Annotated in this window: 16 protein-coding genes; 9 read left to right on the top strand and 7 right to left on the bottom strand. The window is 65.0% G+C overall.

What is annotated here, in order from left to right; all coding sequences use genetic code 11:
* Together AB0J47_RS16055 and AB0J47_RS16050 are read left to right on the top strand one after the other, a co-directional pair.
* Positions 1-909: a UbiA family prenyltransferase gene (locus tag AB0J47_RS16055; RefSeq protein ID WP_364345962.1), complete on the top strand. Its 909-nt coding sequence runs from the start codon at positions 1-3 to the stop codon at positions 907-909.
* Positions 910-1374: 465 nt separating this feature from the next.
* Positions 1375-3468, top strand: coding sequence for an AMP-binding protein (locus tag AB0J47_RS16050; RefSeq protein WP_364346101.1), 2094 nt, complete (start codon positions 1375-1377; stop codon positions 3466-3468).
* A 2-nt stretch (positions 3469-3470) separates the two neighbouring features.
* Here the strand turns inward: AB0J47_RS16050 and AB0J47_RS16045 are convergent, their stop codons facing one another.
* Together AB0J47_RS16045 and AB0J47_RS16040 are read right to left on the bottom strand one after the other, a co-directional pair.
* Positions 3471-4892: an MFS transporter gene (locus AB0J47_RS16045; RefSeq protein WP_364345960.1), complete on the bottom strand. Its 1422-nt coding sequence runs from the start codon at positions 4890-4892 to the stop codon at positions 3471-3473.
* 155 nt (positions 4893-5047) lie between these two features.
* Positions 5048-5818 (bottom strand): hypothetical protein, encoded by a 771-nt coding sequence (locus tag AB0J47_RS16040; RefSeq protein WP_364345958.1) that lies wholly within the window; start codon positions 5816-5818, stop codon positions 5048-5050.
* 1183 nt (positions 5819-7001) lie between these two features.
* Here AB0J47_RS16040 and AB0J47_RS16035 point away from each other — a divergent pair.
* Positions 7002-7478, top strand: coding sequence for a hypothetical protein (locus AB0J47_RS16035; protein WP_364345956.1), 477 nt, complete (start codon positions 7002-7004; stop codon positions 7476-7478).
* 200 nt (positions 7479-7678) lie between these two features.
* On the opposite strand, the gene AB0J47_RS16030 is transcribed toward AB0J47_RS16035, so the two are convergent.
* Complete coding sequence (locus AB0J47_RS16030) at positions 7679-8815, bottom strand: alpha/beta fold hydrolase (protein WP_364345954.1); 1137 nt, start codon at positions 8813-8815, stop codon at positions 7679-7681.
* Between the two features lie 252 nt (positions 8816-9067).
* Between AB0J47_RS16030 and AB0J47_RS16025 the strand changes: the two genes are divergently transcribed.
* Complete coding sequence (locus AB0J47_RS16025) at positions 9068-10303, top strand: helix-turn-helix domain-containing protein (RefSeq protein ID WP_364345952.1); 1236 nt, start codon at positions 9068-9070, stop codon at positions 10301-10303.
* A 5-nt stretch (positions 10304-10308) separates the two neighbouring features.
* On the opposite strand, the gene AB0J47_RS16020 is transcribed toward AB0J47_RS16025, so the two are convergent.
* Positions 10309-10986: an FCD domain-containing protein gene (locus AB0J47_RS16020; protein ID WP_364345950.1), complete on the bottom strand. Its 678-nt coding sequence runs from the start codon at positions 10984-10986 to the stop codon at positions 10309-10311.
* 111 nt (positions 10987-11097) lie between these two features.
* Here AB0J47_RS16020 and AB0J47_RS16015 point away from each other — a divergent pair, with 111 nt between their 5' ends.
* The 5 genes from AB0J47_RS16015 to AB0J47_RS15995 all read left to right on the top strand — a co-directional run bounded on the left by AB0J47_RS16015 (position 11098) and on the right by AB0J47_RS15995 (position 17499).
* Entirely contained in the window at positions 11098-12567 is a 1470-nt protein-coding gene (locus AB0J47_RS16015) for an amino acid permease (protein WP_364345948.1), read from the top strand.
* On the top strand, positions 12564-13613 hold the full coding sequence (locus tag AB0J47_RS16010; RefSeq protein ID WP_364345946.1) for an asparaginase domain-containing protein: 1050 nt from the start codon (positions 12564-12566) through the stop codon (positions 13611-13613). The genes AB0J47_RS16015 and AB0J47_RS16010 overlap by 4 nt, the downstream gene beginning before the upstream one ends.
* A gap of 11 nt (positions 13614-13624) precedes the next feature.
* On the top strand, positions 13625-15052 hold the full coding sequence (locus AB0J47_RS16005; RefSeq protein WP_364345944.1) for an aspartate ammonia-lyase: 1428 nt from the start codon (positions 13625-13627) through the stop codon (positions 15050-15052).
* 579 nt (positions 15053-15631) lie between these two features.
* Positions 15632-16564, top strand: a complete 933-nt coding sequence (locus tag AB0J47_RS16000) for an undecaprenyl-diphosphate phosphatase (RefSeq protein ID WP_364345942.1) — start codon at positions 15632-15634, stop codon at positions 16562-16564.
* Positions 16565-16596: 32 nt separating this feature from the next.
* A complete protein-coding gene (locus AB0J47_RS15995) occupies positions 16597-17499 on the top strand; it encodes an alpha/beta hydrolase (RefSeq protein WP_364345940.1) in 903 nt (300 codons plus the stop codon).
* Between the two features lie 112 nt (positions 17500-17611).
* On the opposite strand, the gene AB0J47_RS15990 is transcribed toward AB0J47_RS15995, so the two are convergent.
* The 3 genes from AB0J47_RS15990 to AB0J47_RS15980 form a co-directional block, all read right to left on the bottom strand.
* On the bottom strand, positions 17612-18526 hold the full coding sequence (locus AB0J47_RS15990) for a serine/threonine-protein kinase (protein WP_364345938.1): 915 nt from the start codon (positions 18524-18526) through the stop codon (positions 17612-17614).
* Between the two features lie 70 nt (positions 18527-18596).
* Positions 18597-19253: a PAS and ANTAR domain-containing protein gene (locus AB0J47_RS15985; RefSeq protein WP_364346099.1), complete on the bottom strand. Its 657-nt coding sequence runs from the start codon at positions 19251-19253 to the stop codon at positions 18597-18599.
* 102 nt (positions 19254-19355) lie between these two features.
* Complete coding sequence (locus AB0J47_RS15980; protein WP_364345936.1) at positions 19356-20390, bottom strand: helix-turn-helix domain-containing protein; 1035 nt, start codon at positions 20388-20390, stop codon at positions 19356-19358.
* Positions 20391-20422: the final 32 nt, after the last annotated feature.

The following is a 20422-nucleotide window of genomic DNA, read 5'->3' as shown; positions in this document are numbered from 1 at the left end:
ATGGCGGCACCCGCCGAAGCGCCCGCGTGCCGCACGGCCGGCGCGCTGACCAGCGGCCTACTGCGTGAGCTCCACATCTGCTGGTCGTTCAGCGCAGGCGACCTGACGGCAACCGTTGTGCCCGCGACGACTTTCGCCGTCGCGGCTTGGATGAGCACTCGGGCCGGTATCGCGTCACTGCCGCTGGTGTTGGCCGAATGTCTGGTCTATTTCTGGCTTTACATCTACACCTTCAATCTTTCCAACCAGCTGACCGGAATCGAGGAGGATCGCCGCAATAAGCCGCACCGACCGCTCGTCGTCGGACTCGTCACCCCGCAGGGTGCCAAGTGGCGGCTGGTCTGGGCCACTGCCGCCTTCCTTGTGCTGGGCGCGACACTGCGGGTCCTGGAATGGACGGTGCTCTGGATTGTGGCGTGGGCCTTCCACAATCACTTCGGCGGTGCACGCGCCCTGTGGGGGAAGAATGCGGCGATGGTCGCGGGCACGATCGCCCAACTCGCGGCCGCCTGGCAGATCGTGACTCCCCTGACCCCGGCGGCCTGGACCTGGATCGCGGCGATCGCCATACCACTGAGTGTGCTGGTATCCCTGCAAGATCTGCGCGATATCGACGGTGATCTGGCTGTCGGAAGACGCACCGCGGCAGTGGTTTTCGGCGAGATGGCCTGCCGCCGGTTCTTCGCGGCCGCATTCGCGATCTATCCGATTGCCATGCATTTCCTCATCTATCGGAACGCACCGACCCCGGCGGCACTGATCGGAGTGGCCGCGGCGCTGCTGTCCTTGGTCATCGCCTACCGCGTGCTGCGGCGGCGCGAGCGCCGTGCCGACCACACCACCTACCTCCTCTACACCTACTGGTACTGCCTGACTCTGGCCAGCGCGATCTTCGCCTTCGGAACGTAGGCGAATCATGATCATCGGCAGGACGCGCCCACGCAGATCCGGGGAGGATCGGATTACCCGAACCGATGAGCGCGACCTGCCCTCGAACACCGCTGCGCCAGCGGCACCGACTGCGGCCTCGGTGTCGCGCGTGCGAAGTATTCGAGACACGGTGTCGGCGACGGTGCCCGGTGATCACCATGTGTTCTCAGCTTAGGGATGCCTGAACATTTCGACAATCCTATTGGAGCACAACATCATTGGCTAACGCAGGCGTTGTGATCCATCCCAGGTGGGGTGCGCCGGACGCGGCGGGCGTATTCTGATGATCATTGGGGCCATTCACATAGGCGTCGGTCACCGGTTGGGCGCGAACCCAACTTCGCAGTGAATGGTGGGCAACACGGGTGAGGCCTCGCATACTTGCGTCTATAGGGGTTACCGCCGACCCGAGTTGTTCGAACCGGCCGACGAGAAGTGCATGAGTTGGTTACCGACATCATCGATGTGGGCGCGGAATTCACGATCGCCCGGCAAGCACTCTGGGATCTGCTGCTCGAACCGCAGACCTATCCACGGTTATTCGCCGGCATCGGCGGTTGCGAACGCGTGGAATCCCGTACCGATAACGGCATTCTGGAATTGCGGGTCGGCACGCCGGAATCCGGAATACGCACCCATCAGGTGCGGTTGCGGGTGTGCCGCTGGTACGAGAGCTTCGAATTGGAGTGCCTCGGTACCGGCAGTTTCGCCTCGGTCCGCCTGCGCGGCGACGAGGAGCGCACCAAGATCGTCATCACCCTGTTCGCGCCGGGCCGGATGCATCCATCGCTGCCGGAGCAGTCCAATGCCGAGGTGATGACGTGGGTCAACAGCGGGTTACAGCACGCGGTCGATGTCATTCGCGGCGCGCACAACTCGGTGCTGGTCAATGCCGAGAATTCGCCGCTGCGGCGACAGGTGGGTGTGGCCAAGCAGATCATGAGCACCGGCGTCGCGCGACCCACCAATCCAGCGACCAGCATCAAACAGGCTCGCTCCCTGACGAAGTGGGGATTCAATATGGCGGGCGGGTATGCGGCGGGGGCGGCGTATTCACCGGACCGGATCGCCGTCGTCGACGACTCCGGTACCCGCACCTTCGCCCAGATGCACGAGCGCACGAATGCGCTCGCCGGGGCCATGGCTACCCTGGGTCTCGCGTCGGGTGATGCGGTGGGACTGCTCTCGCGCAACCATGCGGGCATGGTCGAAACCATGGTCGCCGCCGGAAAACTCGGGGTCGATGTGGCACTGCTGAATGCGGGGCTGTCCGGGCGGCGCATCGAGGAAATCGTGCAGCGCCACCGGCTTTCGGCACTGTTCGTCGACGGCGATCTGGAGCAACTGGTCCGCTATCTGCATACCGATCTGCACCGCTTCAATACCGACGGCCGACCGCCGGTACCCGGTCGATCCACCATCGACGACCTGATCGCGATGGGGCAGTTCGAATTTCGCATGCCGGCACAGCCTGGCAGGCTGATCGTGCTGACCTCGGGAACCAGCGGCACTCCGAAGGGCGCGCGCCGCCCCCATCCGAAGGGTTTCGGCACCATCGCGGCACTGCTGTCGCGGATTCCGCTCGCGATGGATGCGGCGATGCTCATCCCGGCTCCGCTCTTCCACACCTGGGGGCTGGCTGGGCTGCAGCTCAGTACTGCGCTGCGTGCAACGGTGGTATTGCCGGAGCGGTTCGATGCGGAGGATTGTCTGCGCCTGGTGGCCGAACACCAGGTCGAGAGCATGATCGTCGTGCCGACAATGGTGAATCGCATCCTCGATCTGCCCACTGCTGTGCGTGCACGCTACGACACGTCGAGTCTGCGCACCGTGATCAGCTGCGGTGCGCCGCTGGCAGGGGCGACGGTCTTACGGTTCATGGATACCTATGGCGAGATCCTCTACAACGTCTACGGTTCCACCGAAGTCTCCTGGGCCACCATTGCCACCCCCGACGATCTGCGCACCGCACCGACCACCGCGGGCCGACCGCCGCTCGGCACGAGAGTCGCGGTGCTGGGTCCGGATCAACGTCCTGTTCCGATCGGCGTCACCGGGCGCATCTTCGTCGGCAACCACATGCTGTTCGACGGCTATGTGAACTCGGCGCCGCCCGCAGAAGCCGATGGCATGCTCGACACCGGGGATCTCGGCTATCTCGATGTGGCGGGCCGCATGTTCATTGCGGGGCGCGATGACGAGATGATCATCTCCGGCGGCGAGAACGTGTTCCCACGTCCGGTCGAGGAGGCACTCGCGCATCTGCCGCAGGTCAGTGAGGTCGCCGTGGTCGGTGTCCCGGATACCGAATTCGGGCAGCGTCTGGCCGCCTTCGTGGTGAAACGCGAAGGCGCGGGACTGGATTCGGATATGATCCGGTCCTATATTCGCAACCGGCTCAGCCGTTTTTCCGTACCGCGCGATGTCACCTTCCTCAACGCGCTCCCCCGCGGCGAAACCGGAAAGATCCTCAAACGACTGCTCATCGGATCCGAGCCCGGCGAACCATCTCCGCTGGGCACCACTGGCTCGGCCTGACCTTATGCGGGTTCCTGCGACGGTGCCGGCAACGCCAGAGTCGGCACCGCCATCGCAATCGCGAGGACCGCGATGGCGGCCAGCATGGCAATGCTTCCGTCCAAGGTATGAGTGCGGAAGAACACTACGCTGAGCAGCGCCAGCCCGACCGCATTGCCGATCTGCTCGATGGTGGGCAGCTGGCCCGATGCCTCGGCCATTTGGCGCTGCTCCAATCCCGCCAGCATCAGTGGTTGCAGTTGCACGCCGAACAGACCGACCCCGAATCCCGCGATGAAAACCGGGCCGAGCGCCAGGGCGAGGTTCACCTCGCCCGCGGAGATCCGCAGGTAAGCCGCGCCGATCGCCACGCAGCATCCGTACATCGCGATGCCGAATGCGAGTGCCCTTACTCCCCACCGCCTTACAAGCAGCAGCGAGGCGAGGGCACCAGCGCCCGCACCTAGTGCGAACGGTGTCATCGCCACACCGGTGCGCAGTGCGGACCAGTGCAGTTCCTCCTGCAGGGTGATCGATACGGTGAAGACGAATGCGGTGAACAGGCCGAAGAAGCTCGCCACCAGTGCCGCACCGATGGCGAAGCCACGATCGGCGAACAGATCCACGCGCACCAGCGGACTGCCGCCACGCCGAACCAGCCTGCGCTCATAGGCGAAGAACACCGCGCCGACCGCGAATGCTGCCGCGATTACGCCGAAAGGCCATGGCCGCCAACCGTTCTGCTGAATGTCGGCGAGCGCGGCAAGAAGGGCGAACAGACTCACCGTAGATAAAGCTACCCCGCCCAGGTCGATGCGATCGCGTTCCGGCGGCCTGCCGAGCCGCAGATATCTGAAGCCGAGGACGAAGGCGAGCACGCCGACGGGCAGATTCATCAGGAATATCGAATGCCAACCGAGTCCGGCGATATCAGCGGTGACCAGCGCGCCACCGAGGATCGGTCCGAGCATTCCGGCGAATCCGGCGGTCGCGCCGTATAGCGCGAACACCTGTTGATGTCGATTCGGCGGGAAGCTCGCAATGAGGATGGCGATCGTCTGTGCCGCCATCCCGGCACCCGCGATGCCCTGGCCGATTCTCGCGGTTACCAATTCAGTTGCGCTGGTAGACATTCCGCACCACAGTGAGGCAGCGGTGAACGCCGTGACCGAGACCAGGAATACGGTGCGACGGCCGAAGATAGCACCGATGCGCGCCGCGGTCAGCAGGGTGCACGCGAAGGCCAGCGAATAGCCGGAGACCACCAGCACCTGCGCCGATTGCGAGGCCCGCAGGTCAGCGGTGAGATTTGGCAGTGCGGTATTGACGATCGTCACATCGACCATCTGCATGAAGACCGCGATGAGGCAACCGGCGAAGGCGAGCCACGCGCCGAATTCACCGCCCGTCCGCTCGTCTGATCGTCGTGTCCCGATCTCCGTCACAGCTGATCCTCCCGAACGCGGGCAATCGAACGCGATGACGGTAACGAACAATCCGGTGGCTACCGCGGGTCAGCGATCAAAGACTCCGTCAACACACAAGCCGACCGTCACCCAACTTGTGAACCCGCCCAAGTCGAGGCCCGGCCCTGGTCGGATCAGGCCGACAGATCAGTCGACTCGGCTCGCGCCATTTTCACCAGCATGTCGTGCAATTCCTTCGCCAACTTCCCCGCCCGATCCCCGTGCAGCGCGACATCGGTGAACGCATCGAGCAGGGCGAGGCTCGGATCCAATGGGTTGTAGGCGAGACCCGCACTGCCACGCAGGGATTCGGTAATCAGTCGGCGCTGCGCCTCATGCCGGGCCCGAAAGTCCCCCGCGACATCGAGCGCACAACCGTACTCGCGCACAACCGCGGCATACACCGGCCGATCGGCATTGCGCCGCCGCCGCAACCACCTGCGCGGCCGCGCACTCCCGGCTTCCGGAACCAAGGTCGCCAAGGCCCCACCATCGAGCACCATCCAAATCGCCGACGCATCCGACTGCGGCAGCGCCGGAGACGGCCCGCCTATTGCGGGCGCACTATCGTCCGGATCGGTAATCCGTATGCCGCGCAAGGCAATCGGATACCTGGTCAGCATATCGACGACCGCCGCGGTCACCTCCCGGACAACATACGTGTCGACATTCGGCCCATCGAATCCAATGATGTCCAGACCATGCTGCGCCGCCAACTCGACAGCGGTCGTCAAGGTCACCGAATCAACGGACTCCCCACTGGGGCAAGGCATCTCGACATCGGGATACGCCGAGAGTTGTACTGTCTCGGATTCCTGAAAGTAGACCGGGAACGCTACAGTTTCCGGCTCCAACTCCTGCGCTTGCGGCCGCGCCACCTCGGATTCTCGAGCATAGACCGGCACGGGCACCGACTCTGGTCGTTGAACGCAGACCGGCCGCGATGCCGAGTCAGGTTCTTGGACGGGCGCCGCCAGTGGTGGTTCCTGGACGTCAACCGGTAGCTGTGGAATCCCGGGCTCCCAAGCATCCGCCGGTAGCGGCACCGCCGCGGGCTCGGCGACATCCGCTGGCAATGGCACTGCCCTGGGCGGCTGATTATCCACCCGCGGCTGCACAGACTCGGAATTCGAGATGTCGACCGATAGGGGCAGAACATCGGGCTCCCCAAGATCTGCCGATGGCCCAACCGCTGCGGACTCGGCTGCATCCGCCAGCAACGGCAAAGCCGTCGGCGCCTCGATCTCCGCCGGTGGTCGTTGCGTCTCGGGTTCCGAAACGTCGACCGGTAGCGGTGCTGCCTCCGGCTCGCGATCATCGGCCGGTAGCGCCACGGTCGCGGGCTCCACAATATCCAGCGATTGCGGCGCACCCTCCGACTCGCCTACGTCCATGGGCAGCGCCGCCGCCGGCTCCGCAATGTCCACCGACAGCGGGAGGGCTGTTAGCGGACGAACATCCTCTGGAGGCGAAATTACTTCCGACGCAACATCTCGCGACGATCGAAACGCCTCTAGCTTCGCGGTATCGCCCAGTGGACCACTCGGCGGCGCCGCGGTTTCCGGTTCCCGCACATCCACGGGTACTGGAAGAGCCTCGGGCTCCTCAACTTCTACCCGTAGCGCGGGCTCCCCTACATCCATCGGCACAGCCTCTGCGATGGGCTCCGCGGCATCCGTCGACAGCGGCATTGGGCCTGGCCGCCGAATATTCACCGGTGGCGAAACTGCCTCCGGCGCTGAAACATCCGTCGTCGGTCGAATTGGCGCCGGCTGCACGGTGTCGCTCGGCGGACCTGTCGGTGTCGACACAGCGCCGGCTGGGCCCGCGTGGACTGTGGTGGGCTGGCGGGGCGGGGTTCGCTCGATTATCGGTGGGACAGAGGTCGCGAATGGGAGCGGTTCCGACCCAGGGAATGTGGAGGGTGCGGCGGGTGCCTTCGGTTTCGCTGGGCGTGGGCGGACCGTGCGTTGGGACCACGGAGTGTCCACTGTGCGACGGGACCACGGAGTTGGTGCGGGCTCACGGACGAATGGGCGGTGTCGACTCGCGGTGTGTTGGTCTGTCGCCGCTTGACCTGATGCGCTGTTGGGGCGCACCGACGCAGATGTGATATCCGAATGCACCGCAACAGGCGGAACGTCCGAGTGCATCGCAAAATGCGCGATATCCGACTGCGCCGCCGCGAATGCCGCTGCTGACCGCACCTTCGCCGATGCACCGTCCGACCGCACCTCCGCAGACGCCGCAGCCGACAGCACCTCCGCAGATACCGCACCCGACCGCACCTCCACAGCCGCCACGTCCGACGCCGCCGCAGATACCGCACCCGACGACACCCCCGCAGATACCGCACCCGACGACACCTCCGCAGACGCCGCAGCCGACAGCACCTCCGCAGATACCGCTCCCGACCGCACCTCTTCGGACGCACCAACCGACTCCGCCTCCGCGAATTCGATCGCGGCCTTGAGCTCAACGACGGTTCGGTTGGCTTCGACGATGAGGCGTTCCAACCTGGTGACCATCGCCTGCAGTGCGCCCGGGTCGAACCGCGACCGCTGATTCACCGAGGTCTCCTGCTGTGTCGTTACCGCGGTCAGGTGCAACCGGGTGTGCTGACCCGTAACCACGGTCCGATTCGCGTGGACCCGAAGACGGACAGTGGCGCAGTCAATTTTCACTCAGGTCGTCAAACCTCCCGAGATTGGGAAGTCCGCGTCTTGCCCGGCTCGGCCGATTCGGGCAGGGTGCATCGGTCGAACTCAGAGGGCGCCGCCACCTCCGATCAGCCATGGGTTGAAGCTGCAGTCCAGGCTCGAATGGTGCGCGGGATCCAGAGCCTCGAGGGCGATCGAAGCCGCACGTGGCGAGTACATCATGGTCAGGTGGTCGGACAGATCCTGTTCGCAGCCGTCCTGCAGCGTGATGTTGTCGACTGCGGCATCCGGCCCCGCCTGCAGGAACGTCCAGTTGTACGGATTGGTGACCTCGTCGTAGCGCGACCCGACGACCGTGTAATCGACACCGGGCACGGTATCGCCGTTCGCGTTCAACCGTGCGTAGAACGAAGACCCCACCGCCTGTTCGATATTCGACAGCCCGACGATCGGCTCGTAGAAACCGAGGATATTCACACCGAGGTTATTGATGGCCCGCCCCAGCAACGCGATGCCCATCAACGACGTGCCGTGGTGTGTCGCACCGAAAGTGACCAGCTTGCCGACCTTATCGGCACCTCCGTCGAATTTCAGGTACTGATTCGCCACCGTCCCACCCTGCGAATGACCAACGATATCGACCTTCTCCGCCCCTGTGGCCGCGCGCACCCGCTCCACGAAATCCGCCAGCTGGCGCGAGGATTCGGCCATCGGCCCGACTCCGTAGCGACCGGGCAGCAACGCACCGATTCCGCCACCGTCCATCAGTCCCGATCGCCCGAAATTGAAGGCGAATACGCAGAATCCCGCCCGCGCCAACTGCGGCGAGAGATAGGCGAAGGTGTCGAAAGCGTTGAGCCAGGTGCCGTGCAGTAGCACCACCGGGTTCGGATGTTCGGCACTCGGCTCGCAGTCCCACCGGTTCGAACCCGCGGGCGCGGCGTCAGGGTTCGTGAGACCGTACCCGAAAGCCGCAAGAGCCGCGGTCATTTCGGGCCCCTCACCGACGGTATTGGATGCGATGCTCTTGGCCCAGCCCGATCCACTTCCGGTATCCACGATCGCCCGCGGCTGGCGCCCGTCCGGAGCCGGCGCCAGCCCCGCGTTGATTTGTTCGACGAGGAATTGCTGATCGGATTCGGCGGGCTCCGCGCCCGCCGCACCGATCCCGAGACCGTGCGCCACGGCCAGTCCAGCGATGAGGGCGGCACCCGCGAAGGTACGGCACCCGCGTTGCTTCATTGCAAACATTTCGTACTTCCCATCCCGATCGGTTCCGCGCCACGCCGGTCGCTATGCCATGGGTCACAGATCGATCGAAATGTGATGGCCGCCATTGTGATTACGCGGTATTCGAAATCTAGGACGGTCATTAGACGACGTCACTACACGGCATGACGAATAAACTCCGCACTGGTTTGTCGTCGACGACAAAGTTCTGGTTGAGAAAACCGAAACGTTGAAGTGCGCACTGTCGTCGGCAACAATCGGCGCATGGCAATCGCCCCGACCTCGGCCACCCGAGACGCCCCATTGGTGCCCCGGCTACTGACCCGGTGGCCGCAGATCTCCGAACGCATGCTCGCCGAGGGCCTCGGTGCGACCCCGCCCGCGACCGATCTGCCCGAAGGACATTTCACCGCGGAGGTGCTGCCCGCCATCTACGCCTGCGGCCGCGCCGTATTGCAGGCCATCGGCGAAGACCGCGAATTCACCGGTGCCGAGGTCGCGACCTTCGTGGCACCGGTCGCCGAGCGGCATGCCGAAGACCGCTTTCCGCTCTCGATCCTGATCGAGGCAATCCACGGTTCGGCGCAGTCGGTGCTTGCCGAAGCCGCCGCACTTGCGACGCCCGAGGAAATGGCCGATCTGGTCCGAGTCGGCTCACGCCTGCTCGATCTGCTCAAGCACATCAATATCATCGTCGTCGAGACCTACACCGCGGTCGAACAATCCATCTATAACGCCGAGCGGGAAGCCCGCCGCGAACTGTGTTCGGCACTGCTGCGCGGCCAACCCGCGGATGAACAGGCCGCCCGCGCCGATACCCCGCTCAGCGAGCGCTATACGGTGCTCGGCATCCATATCGATTCCGAAGACCAGCCCACCTCGGTCGCTGATCTACTGGCCCGGCGACGGATACGGATCCTGCACCGCACCCTGGATACGATCAGCAACGGCACCGCGCTGGTGACCTTCGACGGAGCCACCGGAATCGCCCTTCTTCCAGCGTATTCCGACGAACCGAAGCTGACGAGATATGCCGGGCTGGCGGCGGACCTGGCCGAACAATTCGGTGCGGCAGCATATCTGGCCGAATGGCCAGCGGTCGCACGTGCCGAACTACCCGATGCCGCGACCGAAGTGGCCGAGCTCGCAACGCTCGCACATCTACTCGGCCGCCCGACCGGAACCTATCGACTCGACGATCTACTGCTCGAATACCAACTCACCCGGCCGGGCCACGCCCGTGACCGGCTGGCCGAGCGCATCATCCCACTGCTGAGCAACCCCCATCTCCTGGAGGCGTTGGAGGCACATCTGCGCTACGGCTCCGACCGCAAGGCAGCGGCGGCACGACTCCATGTGCACCCCAACACCTTCAGCTATCGACTTCGCCGCATCGCCGAGCTGACCGGCATCGATCCCACCGACCCGCACAACTCCCGCCTGCTCGCCGCATCACTCACCATCCAGCGCACACACCAGCCGCCGGATCTGCAGCGGTGAGACGTTCAGGCGCCGATCCGGGCGACCGTTTCGGCGACTCGTTCCAGGTGATCGGTCATCGCCGCACGCGCGGCCTCCGGCGCACCTGCCTCGATGGCCCGCACGATGGCTTCGTGCTCGCGGTCGGAGTCGGTGCGGCGGTCCTGGGTCAGATTCAAGAACTCCGATTGCAGGTCCAGCGCACGGCGGGTGTCGGCGACCATGGCGGTCAGCATCGTATTGCCGCTGGCGGCCGCGATCGCGGTGTGCAATTCGCCGTCGTAGCGCACCCATTCGTGCGCATCCGGGGCAGCGGCCAGCTTGTCCAGGATTTCGAACAGCTGGTGCACCTGGGCCGGCGTGCGGCGCTCGGCGGCGAATCCGGCGGCCGGTATTTCGACGAGCCGGCGCGCCTCGATCAGGTCACCGGCCCCGACGCCCGCGAAGGTCGGCTGGGTATCGGCGTTCTTTGAGACGACGAAAGTGCCTCGGCCGGTGTGGGTTTCGGTGAGTCCGAGGATGGCGCAGGCATGTAGCGCCTCACGGACCACCGGCCGACTCACCCCGAACTGCTTGGCCAGCGCCAGTTCCGCGGGCAGGCGATCGCCCACCGCGTAATCGTCGCTCTGGATGAGGCTCTTGAGCCGACGAAAGACCGCTTCGGTGGCGCCGATGCGCTGCACGTACCCTTCCTCGACCGTCACGCGACCCAGTATGGCATTGACAGTCGCTGTGACCGCCATTACAGTCAACCTGTCTTACAGCCTGACAGCCTTACTTCTCAGGGGCCGAATCCGGCCCACGGAAGGTTTTCGATGCAACACCACGACCAACAGTCGATCGCCACCCCCACGCCCGCACCGCGGATCGATATCGGGGACCTCGGCTACCAGAAGCGGCTGCGCAAGCGCCATATGCAGATGATCGCGATCGGCGGATCGATCGGCACCGGACTGTTCCTCGGCGCCAGCGGTCGGATGTCGCTCGCCGGACCGTCCCTCGCCCTCGTCTACATCGTGTGCGGAATCTTCACATTCATGGTGGTGCGCGCCCTCGGCGAACTCGTCATGTACCGGCCTTCGTCGGGGGCGTTCGTGTCCTATGCCCGCGAATTCCTCGGTGAACGCGGTGCGTACACGGTGGGCTGGCTGTACTTTCTGAACTGGTCGACGACGCTCGTCGCCGACATCACGGCGGTCGCGCTGTACGCACACTTCTGGTCGTTCTTCGTCCACGTGCCGCAGTGGGTGCTGGCGTTGATCGCGCTGACGGTCGTCGTCGCGCTCAATGTCATGTCGGTGCGACTGTTCGGCGAACTCGAATTCTGGTTCGCGCTGGTCAAGGTCGGGACCATTGTCGTATTCATGGGGCTGGCCATCGGATTCATCGTCACCGGCACCTCGGTCGGCGGGAACGATCCCGGCATCTCGACGATCACCGATCATGGCGGACTCTTCCCGCGCGGACTTGCACCGATGCTGACCATCGCGCTCGGTGTGGTGTTCGCCTTCGGTGGCACCGAAATGATCGGCGTCGCAGCGGGTGAAGCCGACAACCCCCGGCTCGTGGTGCCGCGCGCGGTGAACTCCATCATGTGGCGGATCATCCTGTTCTACGCGGGCTCGGTCATCCTGTTCACACTGCTGCTGCCGTGGACGGCCTACTCCCCCAGTGAAAGTCCTTTCGTAACGGTGATGAGTTCGATCGGCATTCCGCACGCCGGTGACGTGATGAATCTGGTGGTGCTCACCGCCGCGATGTCCAGCCTGAACGCCGGGCTCTACGCGACCGGCCGCACTCTGCGCTCGATGGCGGTGGCCGGCGCGGCACCACGTTTCGCACAGCGGCTGAACCGCAATGGCGCCCCGTACGGCGGCATTCTGATCACCAGTGTGGTCGGCATCGCGGGTGTGGTGCTCAATCTGGTCATGCCGCAGAAGGCCTTCGAGATCGTGCTGAATCTGGCCGGACTCGGCATTGTCGGCACCTGGGCGTCGATCATGATCTGCCACTGGATCTTCGTGCGCCGCGCCGAGCAGGGGCACTACCGCAGGCCCGCCTTCCGGTTGCCCTTCGCTCCGGTGCTCAATATCCTCACCCTCGGCTTCCTGCTGGCGGTGATCGTGCTGATGTTCTTCGACGACGAGATCGGGCGCATCACGCTCGCGGCATTCCTGCTGGTCATCGCCGCGATGGTGGCGGGTTGGTACCGGGTGCGTGGACGGTTGGAACCTGACGTGCTCGCCCCGATGGAGGGCACCAGCACCGGATCGGAGAGCTCGTGACCTCGGTCGCTACTGCGCAACGCGTTTCGCAGATCAGTGTCGATATCCTCTACACCGGTGGCACATTCGGGATGGTCGATCACGGTGACGGACTGCGCCCGCGCCAGGGTCTGGACAGTGAAATCGCCGACGTCATCACGCGATTCGAGCGCGAGAACGGTATCGCGGTACGGTTCGGCTACACCGAACTCGACCAGGTCATCGACAGTTCCGATGCCGGGGCCGACACCGCCCGCCGCATCGCCGGACAGGTCCGGTCCGGCATCGAGGAGCGGCGGCCGGACGGGGTCGTCGTCGTGCACGGCACCGACACGATGGCCTACGTGGGCGCTCGGATGGCATTCGAGCTACGCGATATCGAGGTGCCCGTCGTGCTGACCGGAGCGCAGATCCCGCTGGGGCTTCCCGGTAGCGACGCACGGAGCAATCTGACGCTCGCGTTGAACAGCATTGCTGCCCAATCGGTTTCCGGAACGTTTATCGCCTTCGGAAAGTCGCTGCATCCCGCGGTGCGTGCCAGCAAACGCGCGTGCGACGACTACGACGGATTCAGCACAGTCCGGGAATACACACCACCACCCTCGCCGCCCCGGCTGCCGGAAATTCAGTCGCGCCCGGATCGCATGCCGGTCGGCCTGTTCACCGTCTTTCCCGGAATGCACCCGGACCTCCTCGACGTGGCACTGCGTCACTACCGAGGCGGACTCGTACTCGAGTGCTACGGCTCGGGCACATTACCGCTGCACGGTTCAGCAACAGTCGAGGCCATACGTGCGGCCACCTCACGCGGGACGCCCGTCGTCGTCATCACCCACTGTGACAGCGGCACAGTCGATCTCGACCGCTATCAACCCGGCCGGGCCATGCGGGGTGCGGGTGCCATCGGTGGCCGCGATATGACCCGGGAGGCCACGCTCGCGAAACTCGGCTACCTGGTCGAGATCGGCCTGTCCGGTAGCGAGTTGCACCGGTGGATGACGACGAACCTGCTCGGCGAACTCTCGAATCCCCCTGCGACACAGCCGATCCCGCACACATCAAACTGAACAGGAATCCGATGACCGAAAGCACTCGCACCGAACGCGATTCCCTCGGCACCCGCGCGGTACCACGCGAGGCCTACTGGGGCGTCCACACCGCGCGCGCACTGGACAATTTCGCTATCACCGGCGACCGCATCGGGAATTACCCGGCACTGATCACCGCGCTCGCCGCCGTCAAACAGGCCGCCTGCCGCGCCAACCGAGACCTCGGCCTACTCGATTCCCGCCGTGCCGAAGCTATCGATGCGGCCTGCGACGAGATCCGCGCTGGCGCATTGCACGACCAATTCCCCATCGATCCCATTCAGGGTGGGGCCGGTACCTCGACGAATATGAATGCCAACGAGGTCATCGCCAACCGCGCACTGGAGCTGCTCGGCCACGACCGCGGCGGCTACACCGAACTGAATCCGCTCGATCATGTGAATCTGGGCCAGTCGACCAATGACGTCTACCCGACCGCGGTGAAGCTCGCCATCGTGCACCACATCCACGATCTGATCGCCGCATTGAGCCGTCTAGCGACCGAATTCGACAGCAAGGCAATCGAATTCGCCGACGTAATAAAGATGGGTCGCACCCAGCTCCAGGATGCCGTACCCATGACGCTCGGGCAGGAGTTCGGCACCTTCGCGATCATGATGCGTGAGGACTGCGCCCGCCTCGACGAGGGCACCGCGCTCCTGCGCGAATGCAATCTCGGCGGCACCGCGATCGGGACCGGCATCAACGGCCATCCGGATTATCCGGCGCTGGCCTGCACCCATCTCGCCGACATCACTCGGATTCCGGTGTCCTCGGCCGCCGACCTCATCGAAGCCACCCAGGATTGCGGTGCGTTCGTGCAGATCTCCGGCATCGTCAAACGCGTCGCGGTCAAACTGTCCAAGATCTGCAACGACCTGCGGCTCATGTCCTCGGGACCGACGACGGGTCTGGGGGAAATCTCCCTTCCCCCAGTACAAGCCGGATCATCGATCATGCCGGGCAAGGTCAATCCGGTAATCCCGGAGGTCGTCAACCAGGTCGCATTCGCGGTCATCGGCAACGATATGACTGTCACCATGGCCGCAGAGGCGGGCCAGCTCCAGCTCAACGCCTTCGAGCCGATCATCGCCTACAGCCTGCTGCGCACCACCGCGCATCTCACTGCCGCCATCGACACTCTCGCAACCAGATGCGTCGCGGGAATCACTGCCCACCGCGACCACCTGGAACAGGGCGTGCGCCGCTCCATCGGTATAGTCACGGCCCTCACCCCCCACATCGGCTACGCCGCCAGCGCCCGAATCGCGAAGCAGGCCTTGCACACCGGCCGCCCGGTCGAGGAAATCGCCACCGAGCTTGGCCTATTGCCAGCCGAAACCGTGAAATCCCTACTGGCACCGCACCGCCTCGCCGGACTGCCGACTCCGGCAACCGAAGCTGCTGCGGCGCAGTAGTGGCGCCTCGTCCGGTCTACGGTTCGGCATGCAACACGCCGAACACGCCGACATCGGCGTGGCGACATAGATATGCGTGCCAGTTGGGCTAACATTGCAGCGCTGTGCGACGTGGCGGCGTTCGCGCAGCGAACGGGGAAGGAACTCGCCCGGCAACACGGTGTGTTGCCGGGCGGGTCAAAAATATTCCGCCGCATGGCCGCTGTTCCCGGTCCCAACAGCCCAGCGCGCTGGACGAGACCGTCGGCATCCTCGCAAGCCTCCCCGCGCGAATTCGAAACCCGCTCTGCCCGAAGGCACCTCGCCCCTCGAGCTAGGGGACGAAGTTCGCTCGACACTCGCCGACGAATTGCTGGGCACCGCAGGCATTTCCGTACATGATCTTGCCAGCGGTACCGGCCATCACGGCACAGCGGACTCCAGTCGTGCCCACCCGCAGCCGAACCGCGCGAATCCGGCGAATGTCGCAGGACGATGTCGCACAGTCCGGGTCCGAGCCCACTCCCGAAAGGTGCTGCTGCAACCGGTATTCGGACAAATCGGTAGGTGATACTCCCAGCCGGAAGGACCGTCGCGCACATGCAAGAATCGTCCGCGATGATCACCTATCTTGAAGCGACTGTTATCGGTGCGGTGCAGGGGGTCACCGAGCTGTTCCCGATCTCCAGCCTCGGTCACTCCGTGCTGATCGCCGCATGGGTGGGAGGTGATTGGCGGAAGTTATTGGTCCAGAACGACTCCGGCGCAGGCAATCCCTATCTCGCGTTCGTGGTCGCGCTACACGTGGCGACCGCTGTGGCGTTGCTCGGGTATTACTGGCGCGACTGGTGCTCGATACTCTCCGGTTTCGTCACGTCGCTGCGCACCAGGCAACTCGATACCGTTCCGCAGCGATTGGCGTGGCTGATCGTGATCGCCTCCACGCCGGTCGCCATCCTCGGGCCGCTGCTCGTGCATCTGCTACACGCACTGTTCGAGGGGCCCATCGACGCGGCCATCTTCCTGACTCTCAATGGCGTCGTGCTGGTAATCGGTGAGGGGCTGCGCCGACGCAACGAGCCGACGCTGGCGGAATATGGGCGACGTTTCGCCCTCACCGCCGCATCGCATCCAGCCCGCCAAACGGACCGGCGGCTGGCCGCCCTCGGGGCGCGCGATGCCGTCGGTATCGGATTCGCCCAAGCCGGCGCCCTGCTGACCGGGTTCAGCCGCGCGGGCCTGACCATGGTCGGCGGACTGTGGCGCGGTCTCGAACACACGCACGCGGCCAAATTCGCCTTCCTGCTTGCCACTCCGGCAATCCTGGGCGCCGGGATCGTGGAAATACCGGAGCTGTTCGGACCGGAAACCGACGGCATCCGAGGGCCGGTTCTCGTCGGCGCGATCGTGTCGGGCACATCGTCCTGGCTGGCCGTGCGCTACCTCGAGCGGCACTTCCAAACTCGCACCCTGCTACCGTTCGCAACGTACTCACTGGTCGTGGGACTGCTCTCGATCATCCACTTCAGCTGAATCCATATTCGACAAACAGGTTTCGAACTCAGATGACAACACCGACCTATGACGAATTCGGACTGTTCGCCGAGAATGCGGCCGAGGCCGGGCTGGCCTGGTCCGGTCCGCCACAGGTGCAACGGTTCTCGGTCGACATCGGCTCCGGTCGCCACATCAGTGGCCTGCGCTGGGGTGACGGCGAGCCGGAGATGGTGCTTCTGCACGGTGGCGCGCAGAACGCGCACACCTGGGACACCGTGGCACTGGCGCTGGATCGCCCCCTCATCGCGTTCGACCTGCCCGGTCACGGCCATTCCGACTGGTGGCCAGATCACCTGTACACGCCACACCGGCTGGCCGACGCGGTCGCCGCCGCTGTCGAAACCGTGGCGCCGCAGGCGAAGGCGGTCATCGGCATGTCCCTCGGTGGGCTGACCGCACTGCGACTCGCCGCGGGCCGCCCGGCTCTGGTGCGCCGCCTGATCGTCGTGGACGTCACCCCCGGCACCAACGACAACCCGCACAAGACCGCGGCGATAGTCGCATTCGTCAACGGCCCCACCGACTTCGGCTCCTTCGACGAGATCCTCGAGCGTACCGTCGCACACAATCCGGGCCGGTCGGTCCAGTCGCTGCGGCGCGGAGTGCTACACAACGCGCGCCAGCGGGATGACGGCCGCTGGATTTGGCGCTACGACCGACTTCGCCCGACCGCCGACGGCTCGCTCGACTTCAGCCCCCTTTGGGACGACGTCTCCGCCGTACAAGCACCGTTGCTGCTCGTACGCGGCGCACGCTCACCGGTCGTCGACGACGCCGACGTCGCGGAACTGCTCCGCCGCCGCCCCGGCGCACGGGTCGCGATCGTCGACGGCGCCGGACACTCGGTCCAGGGCGACCGCCCCCTCGAACTCGCGGCCCTCATCCGTGACTTCGCCTTCCCCGCTGAATGAAATATTTCGGCGCGTTCGGATTGAACTTATTCGAGTCGAGCGCTGTCAATGTCATGACCGGCGCCGCAACCCCATACCGATCCCGTATGCCGCGGCGGGAACATACATATCGCTACCGGCGAAGCGCCGATCGGGCGAACGCGGCGTTCAGGCGGTTCCGGAAGGGACTGCGTGGCGGGGTGTCGGCGGCGGCGTGGAGAGCCTCGGTGAGCAGGCTGATGGGTTCGGTGCAGGTGGTGTAGCGGGCGCTCGGATCCTTTGCGAGCGAACGGTGCACGATCGTGTCGACCTCGGCGGGGATCCAGTGTCGGCGCGCGGAGATATCCGGCGGCGCGTCGTGCAGGTGGGCCTGCGCGGTGGCCATGAGATTTCCGCGAGGGAACGGCGGGCGGCCGGTGAGCAGTTCGATCGCGGTAGCGATCAGCGCGTACTGGTCCGTCGCCGGGCATACGGCGCCCGCCCGCAACAGCTCCGGCGCGGCATACGGCACCGAGACGACGACGAAACCGTTACTGGCCAAGGGCGGTTCCGGCCGGTGCAGCCATCGGGCCTGGTCGAAATCCGAAAGTTTCACCGTCGCGGGATCGTCCACACCCACCAATAGATTCGCCGGTTTGACGTCGAGATGGACTATGTCGTTGGCGTGCACGAAATCCAAACCGGCCGCGACCCGGCCCAGCACATGTAGCACCCGCCGCAGGTCCGGATGTCGGTGCGGCATCGGCACCAATGTCGAACCCGTTGCGCCGGCGACGTACTCGTGCGCCGACCACAGCCTGCCGTCGGTTTCACCGTGCGTGTACATCCGCACGATATTGGGATGCCGTAGCACCGACAGGATGTCGAACTCGTGCACGAATCGCGCTCGCGCCTCGGGTGACCGGCTGTCCTCAGGGCCCAGAATCTTCAGCGATACCGGCCGCGACCGTTCCGAATCCTCGGCCAGATACACATCGCTGCTACCGCCATGACCAAGCCGAGCCTGCACAACGAATCCAGCAAACCGGTCATTCGGTTCCACTACCACCGCCACACCGTAGTTCGCCGACGCCCGGCATCGGTGGCGCAACCTCTCGCTGCTGGGAAATCGGATGCGGTCAGTCCTTGGGTATGCGCTCGTGCAGGGTCAGCAGAATGTGATCGAAGGTGGCGACGGTCGCGGGTTCGGGCGCGGGTAAGGTACACAACTCGGTGATCAGTTGTTCGGCCAGCACGCGCAGCTTGATATTGGTTTCCTGCGAACGCCAGATGAGCACCTTGAACGCCTGCTCGGCACTGATCCCGTACAGCCGCATCAGCACGCCCTTGGCTTGTTCGATCACCGCACGCGACTCGATCAGTTCCGGCAAACGCACCTCGAGCGCTTCACGTTCGGCTTCGGCGAGGGTGGCGCTGAGGTCGATATAGAAACCCGTCGTGCCAACCGGTTGGCCTTCGTCGTCGAGAATTCGGTCCGCGACGACCATGACATTGTGTTCGCCACCAGAGGTGTCGATGAACCGGTGGCGGCTGGAGAACGGCTCACCACTATCGATGGAATGGGCGATGCGTTCGGCAACCGGTTCGCGGTCGTCAGGATGCTTGTGGGCCAATAGCAATTCGGTGGTCGGCTCGATTTCCCCGGGCCGGTAGCCGTGCATCCGGTACACCTCCGGCGACCACTCCCAGCGGCGGCTGGCGAACCAGAAGCGGAAACTACCGACCGCGGATCGCGCACCCGCCAGTCGGGGCGACGCGGCCGCGCTATCGTCGATCGAAGATCCAGGCGAAGGGGTCACCAAGCAATTATGGCCGATACGCCGCCGCTCGCACGCTTGTGATCAGTGAATTCATCCCCGCATAGCTGCTGGTCGACGTCACTCGTCGAGCAGGCGCCATGCCGTGAGTGCGAGCCTGGCCCGTAGTAGTCCGGTGGGTTCGGCCAGTTCGATACCCGTCATCTTTTCGATCTGTTCGAGCCGGCGGGCGACGCTGCTGTGGTGCAGGTGCAACAACGCGGACGCCCGACGCAGCGAGCCGGTGGCACAGTAGGCGTCGAGTGTCTCCAGATCCTCCGGGGTGCTCGCTATTCGGGTGATCGCGGCGACATCGGCGTTGTCGCGCACGGCATCCTGGGGTACCTGCGCGAGCAAGGCCAACGCTCCGAGGTCGTCGTGGGGGACAATCGGACTACGTGCCGTGGCGAAGCGCAGTGCGGTGCGGGCTTGCCGCCAGGACCTGTCGGGCCGACCGGCCGCTCCGATGCCCGCGCGTACGCCTGCTGGAAACCGAGCCGGGTCCACTGTGGTGGCCAGGATGACGCCGACGTCGGCCAGCGGTGCCGCCTTCACCGGACGGCCCGGACAGATCAGAACACCGACGTGGTCGAGCGGAAGCTGGGACCGGACGGCCACGACGCGCACCGGCAGGTCGGCGGCAAAACCCAAGAGCCGCAACGCCCGAGCCCTGGCCGCCTCGTCACTGTCGACGCTGATAACCAGCTCGACCAGGGCAGGATCGGCCATGGTCGTGCGTGCCGGTCCGTACCGCTCGACGACCGCCGCCGCCGCAATGGCGAGCCGCTCCAATAGCAGGTCGTCGAGCGAGCGGGAGGTACCGGTGCGTTCCAGCCACACCGTGCCGATCTCCTCCTCGTCGAGGATGATCGGCCCCGTGGTGGACGCAGACGGCGGCGGACCCGACACTTCCTGTCCGTCGGGTGCACACCGGATCACTCGTCCCGTGCCGTGCAGCCGAATCCCGGTAACACACTCGGCCAGGACGGCCGAGGCCCGCGCGAGCGCCGGGAGATCCACCCGTCGGCGCATGAGGGTGTCGTAGAACATCACGACACGCAGCGCGCCTTCCGCTTCCACGTCCAACTGCGACAATCGGACCACCAAGGCATCCATGTCTGGAGGCTATCCGCGATTCCCCCAATGGC

Origin of the sequence: Nocardia sp. NPDC049737 (assembly GCF_040674755.1) — a bacterium.
GTDB lineage: Bacteria > Actinomycetota > Actinomycetes > Mycobacteriales > Mycobacteriaceae > Nocardia.
The sequence above is the reverse complement of the archived record's forward strand: the minus strand, read 5'-3'. Positions and strand labels throughout refer to the sequence as shown.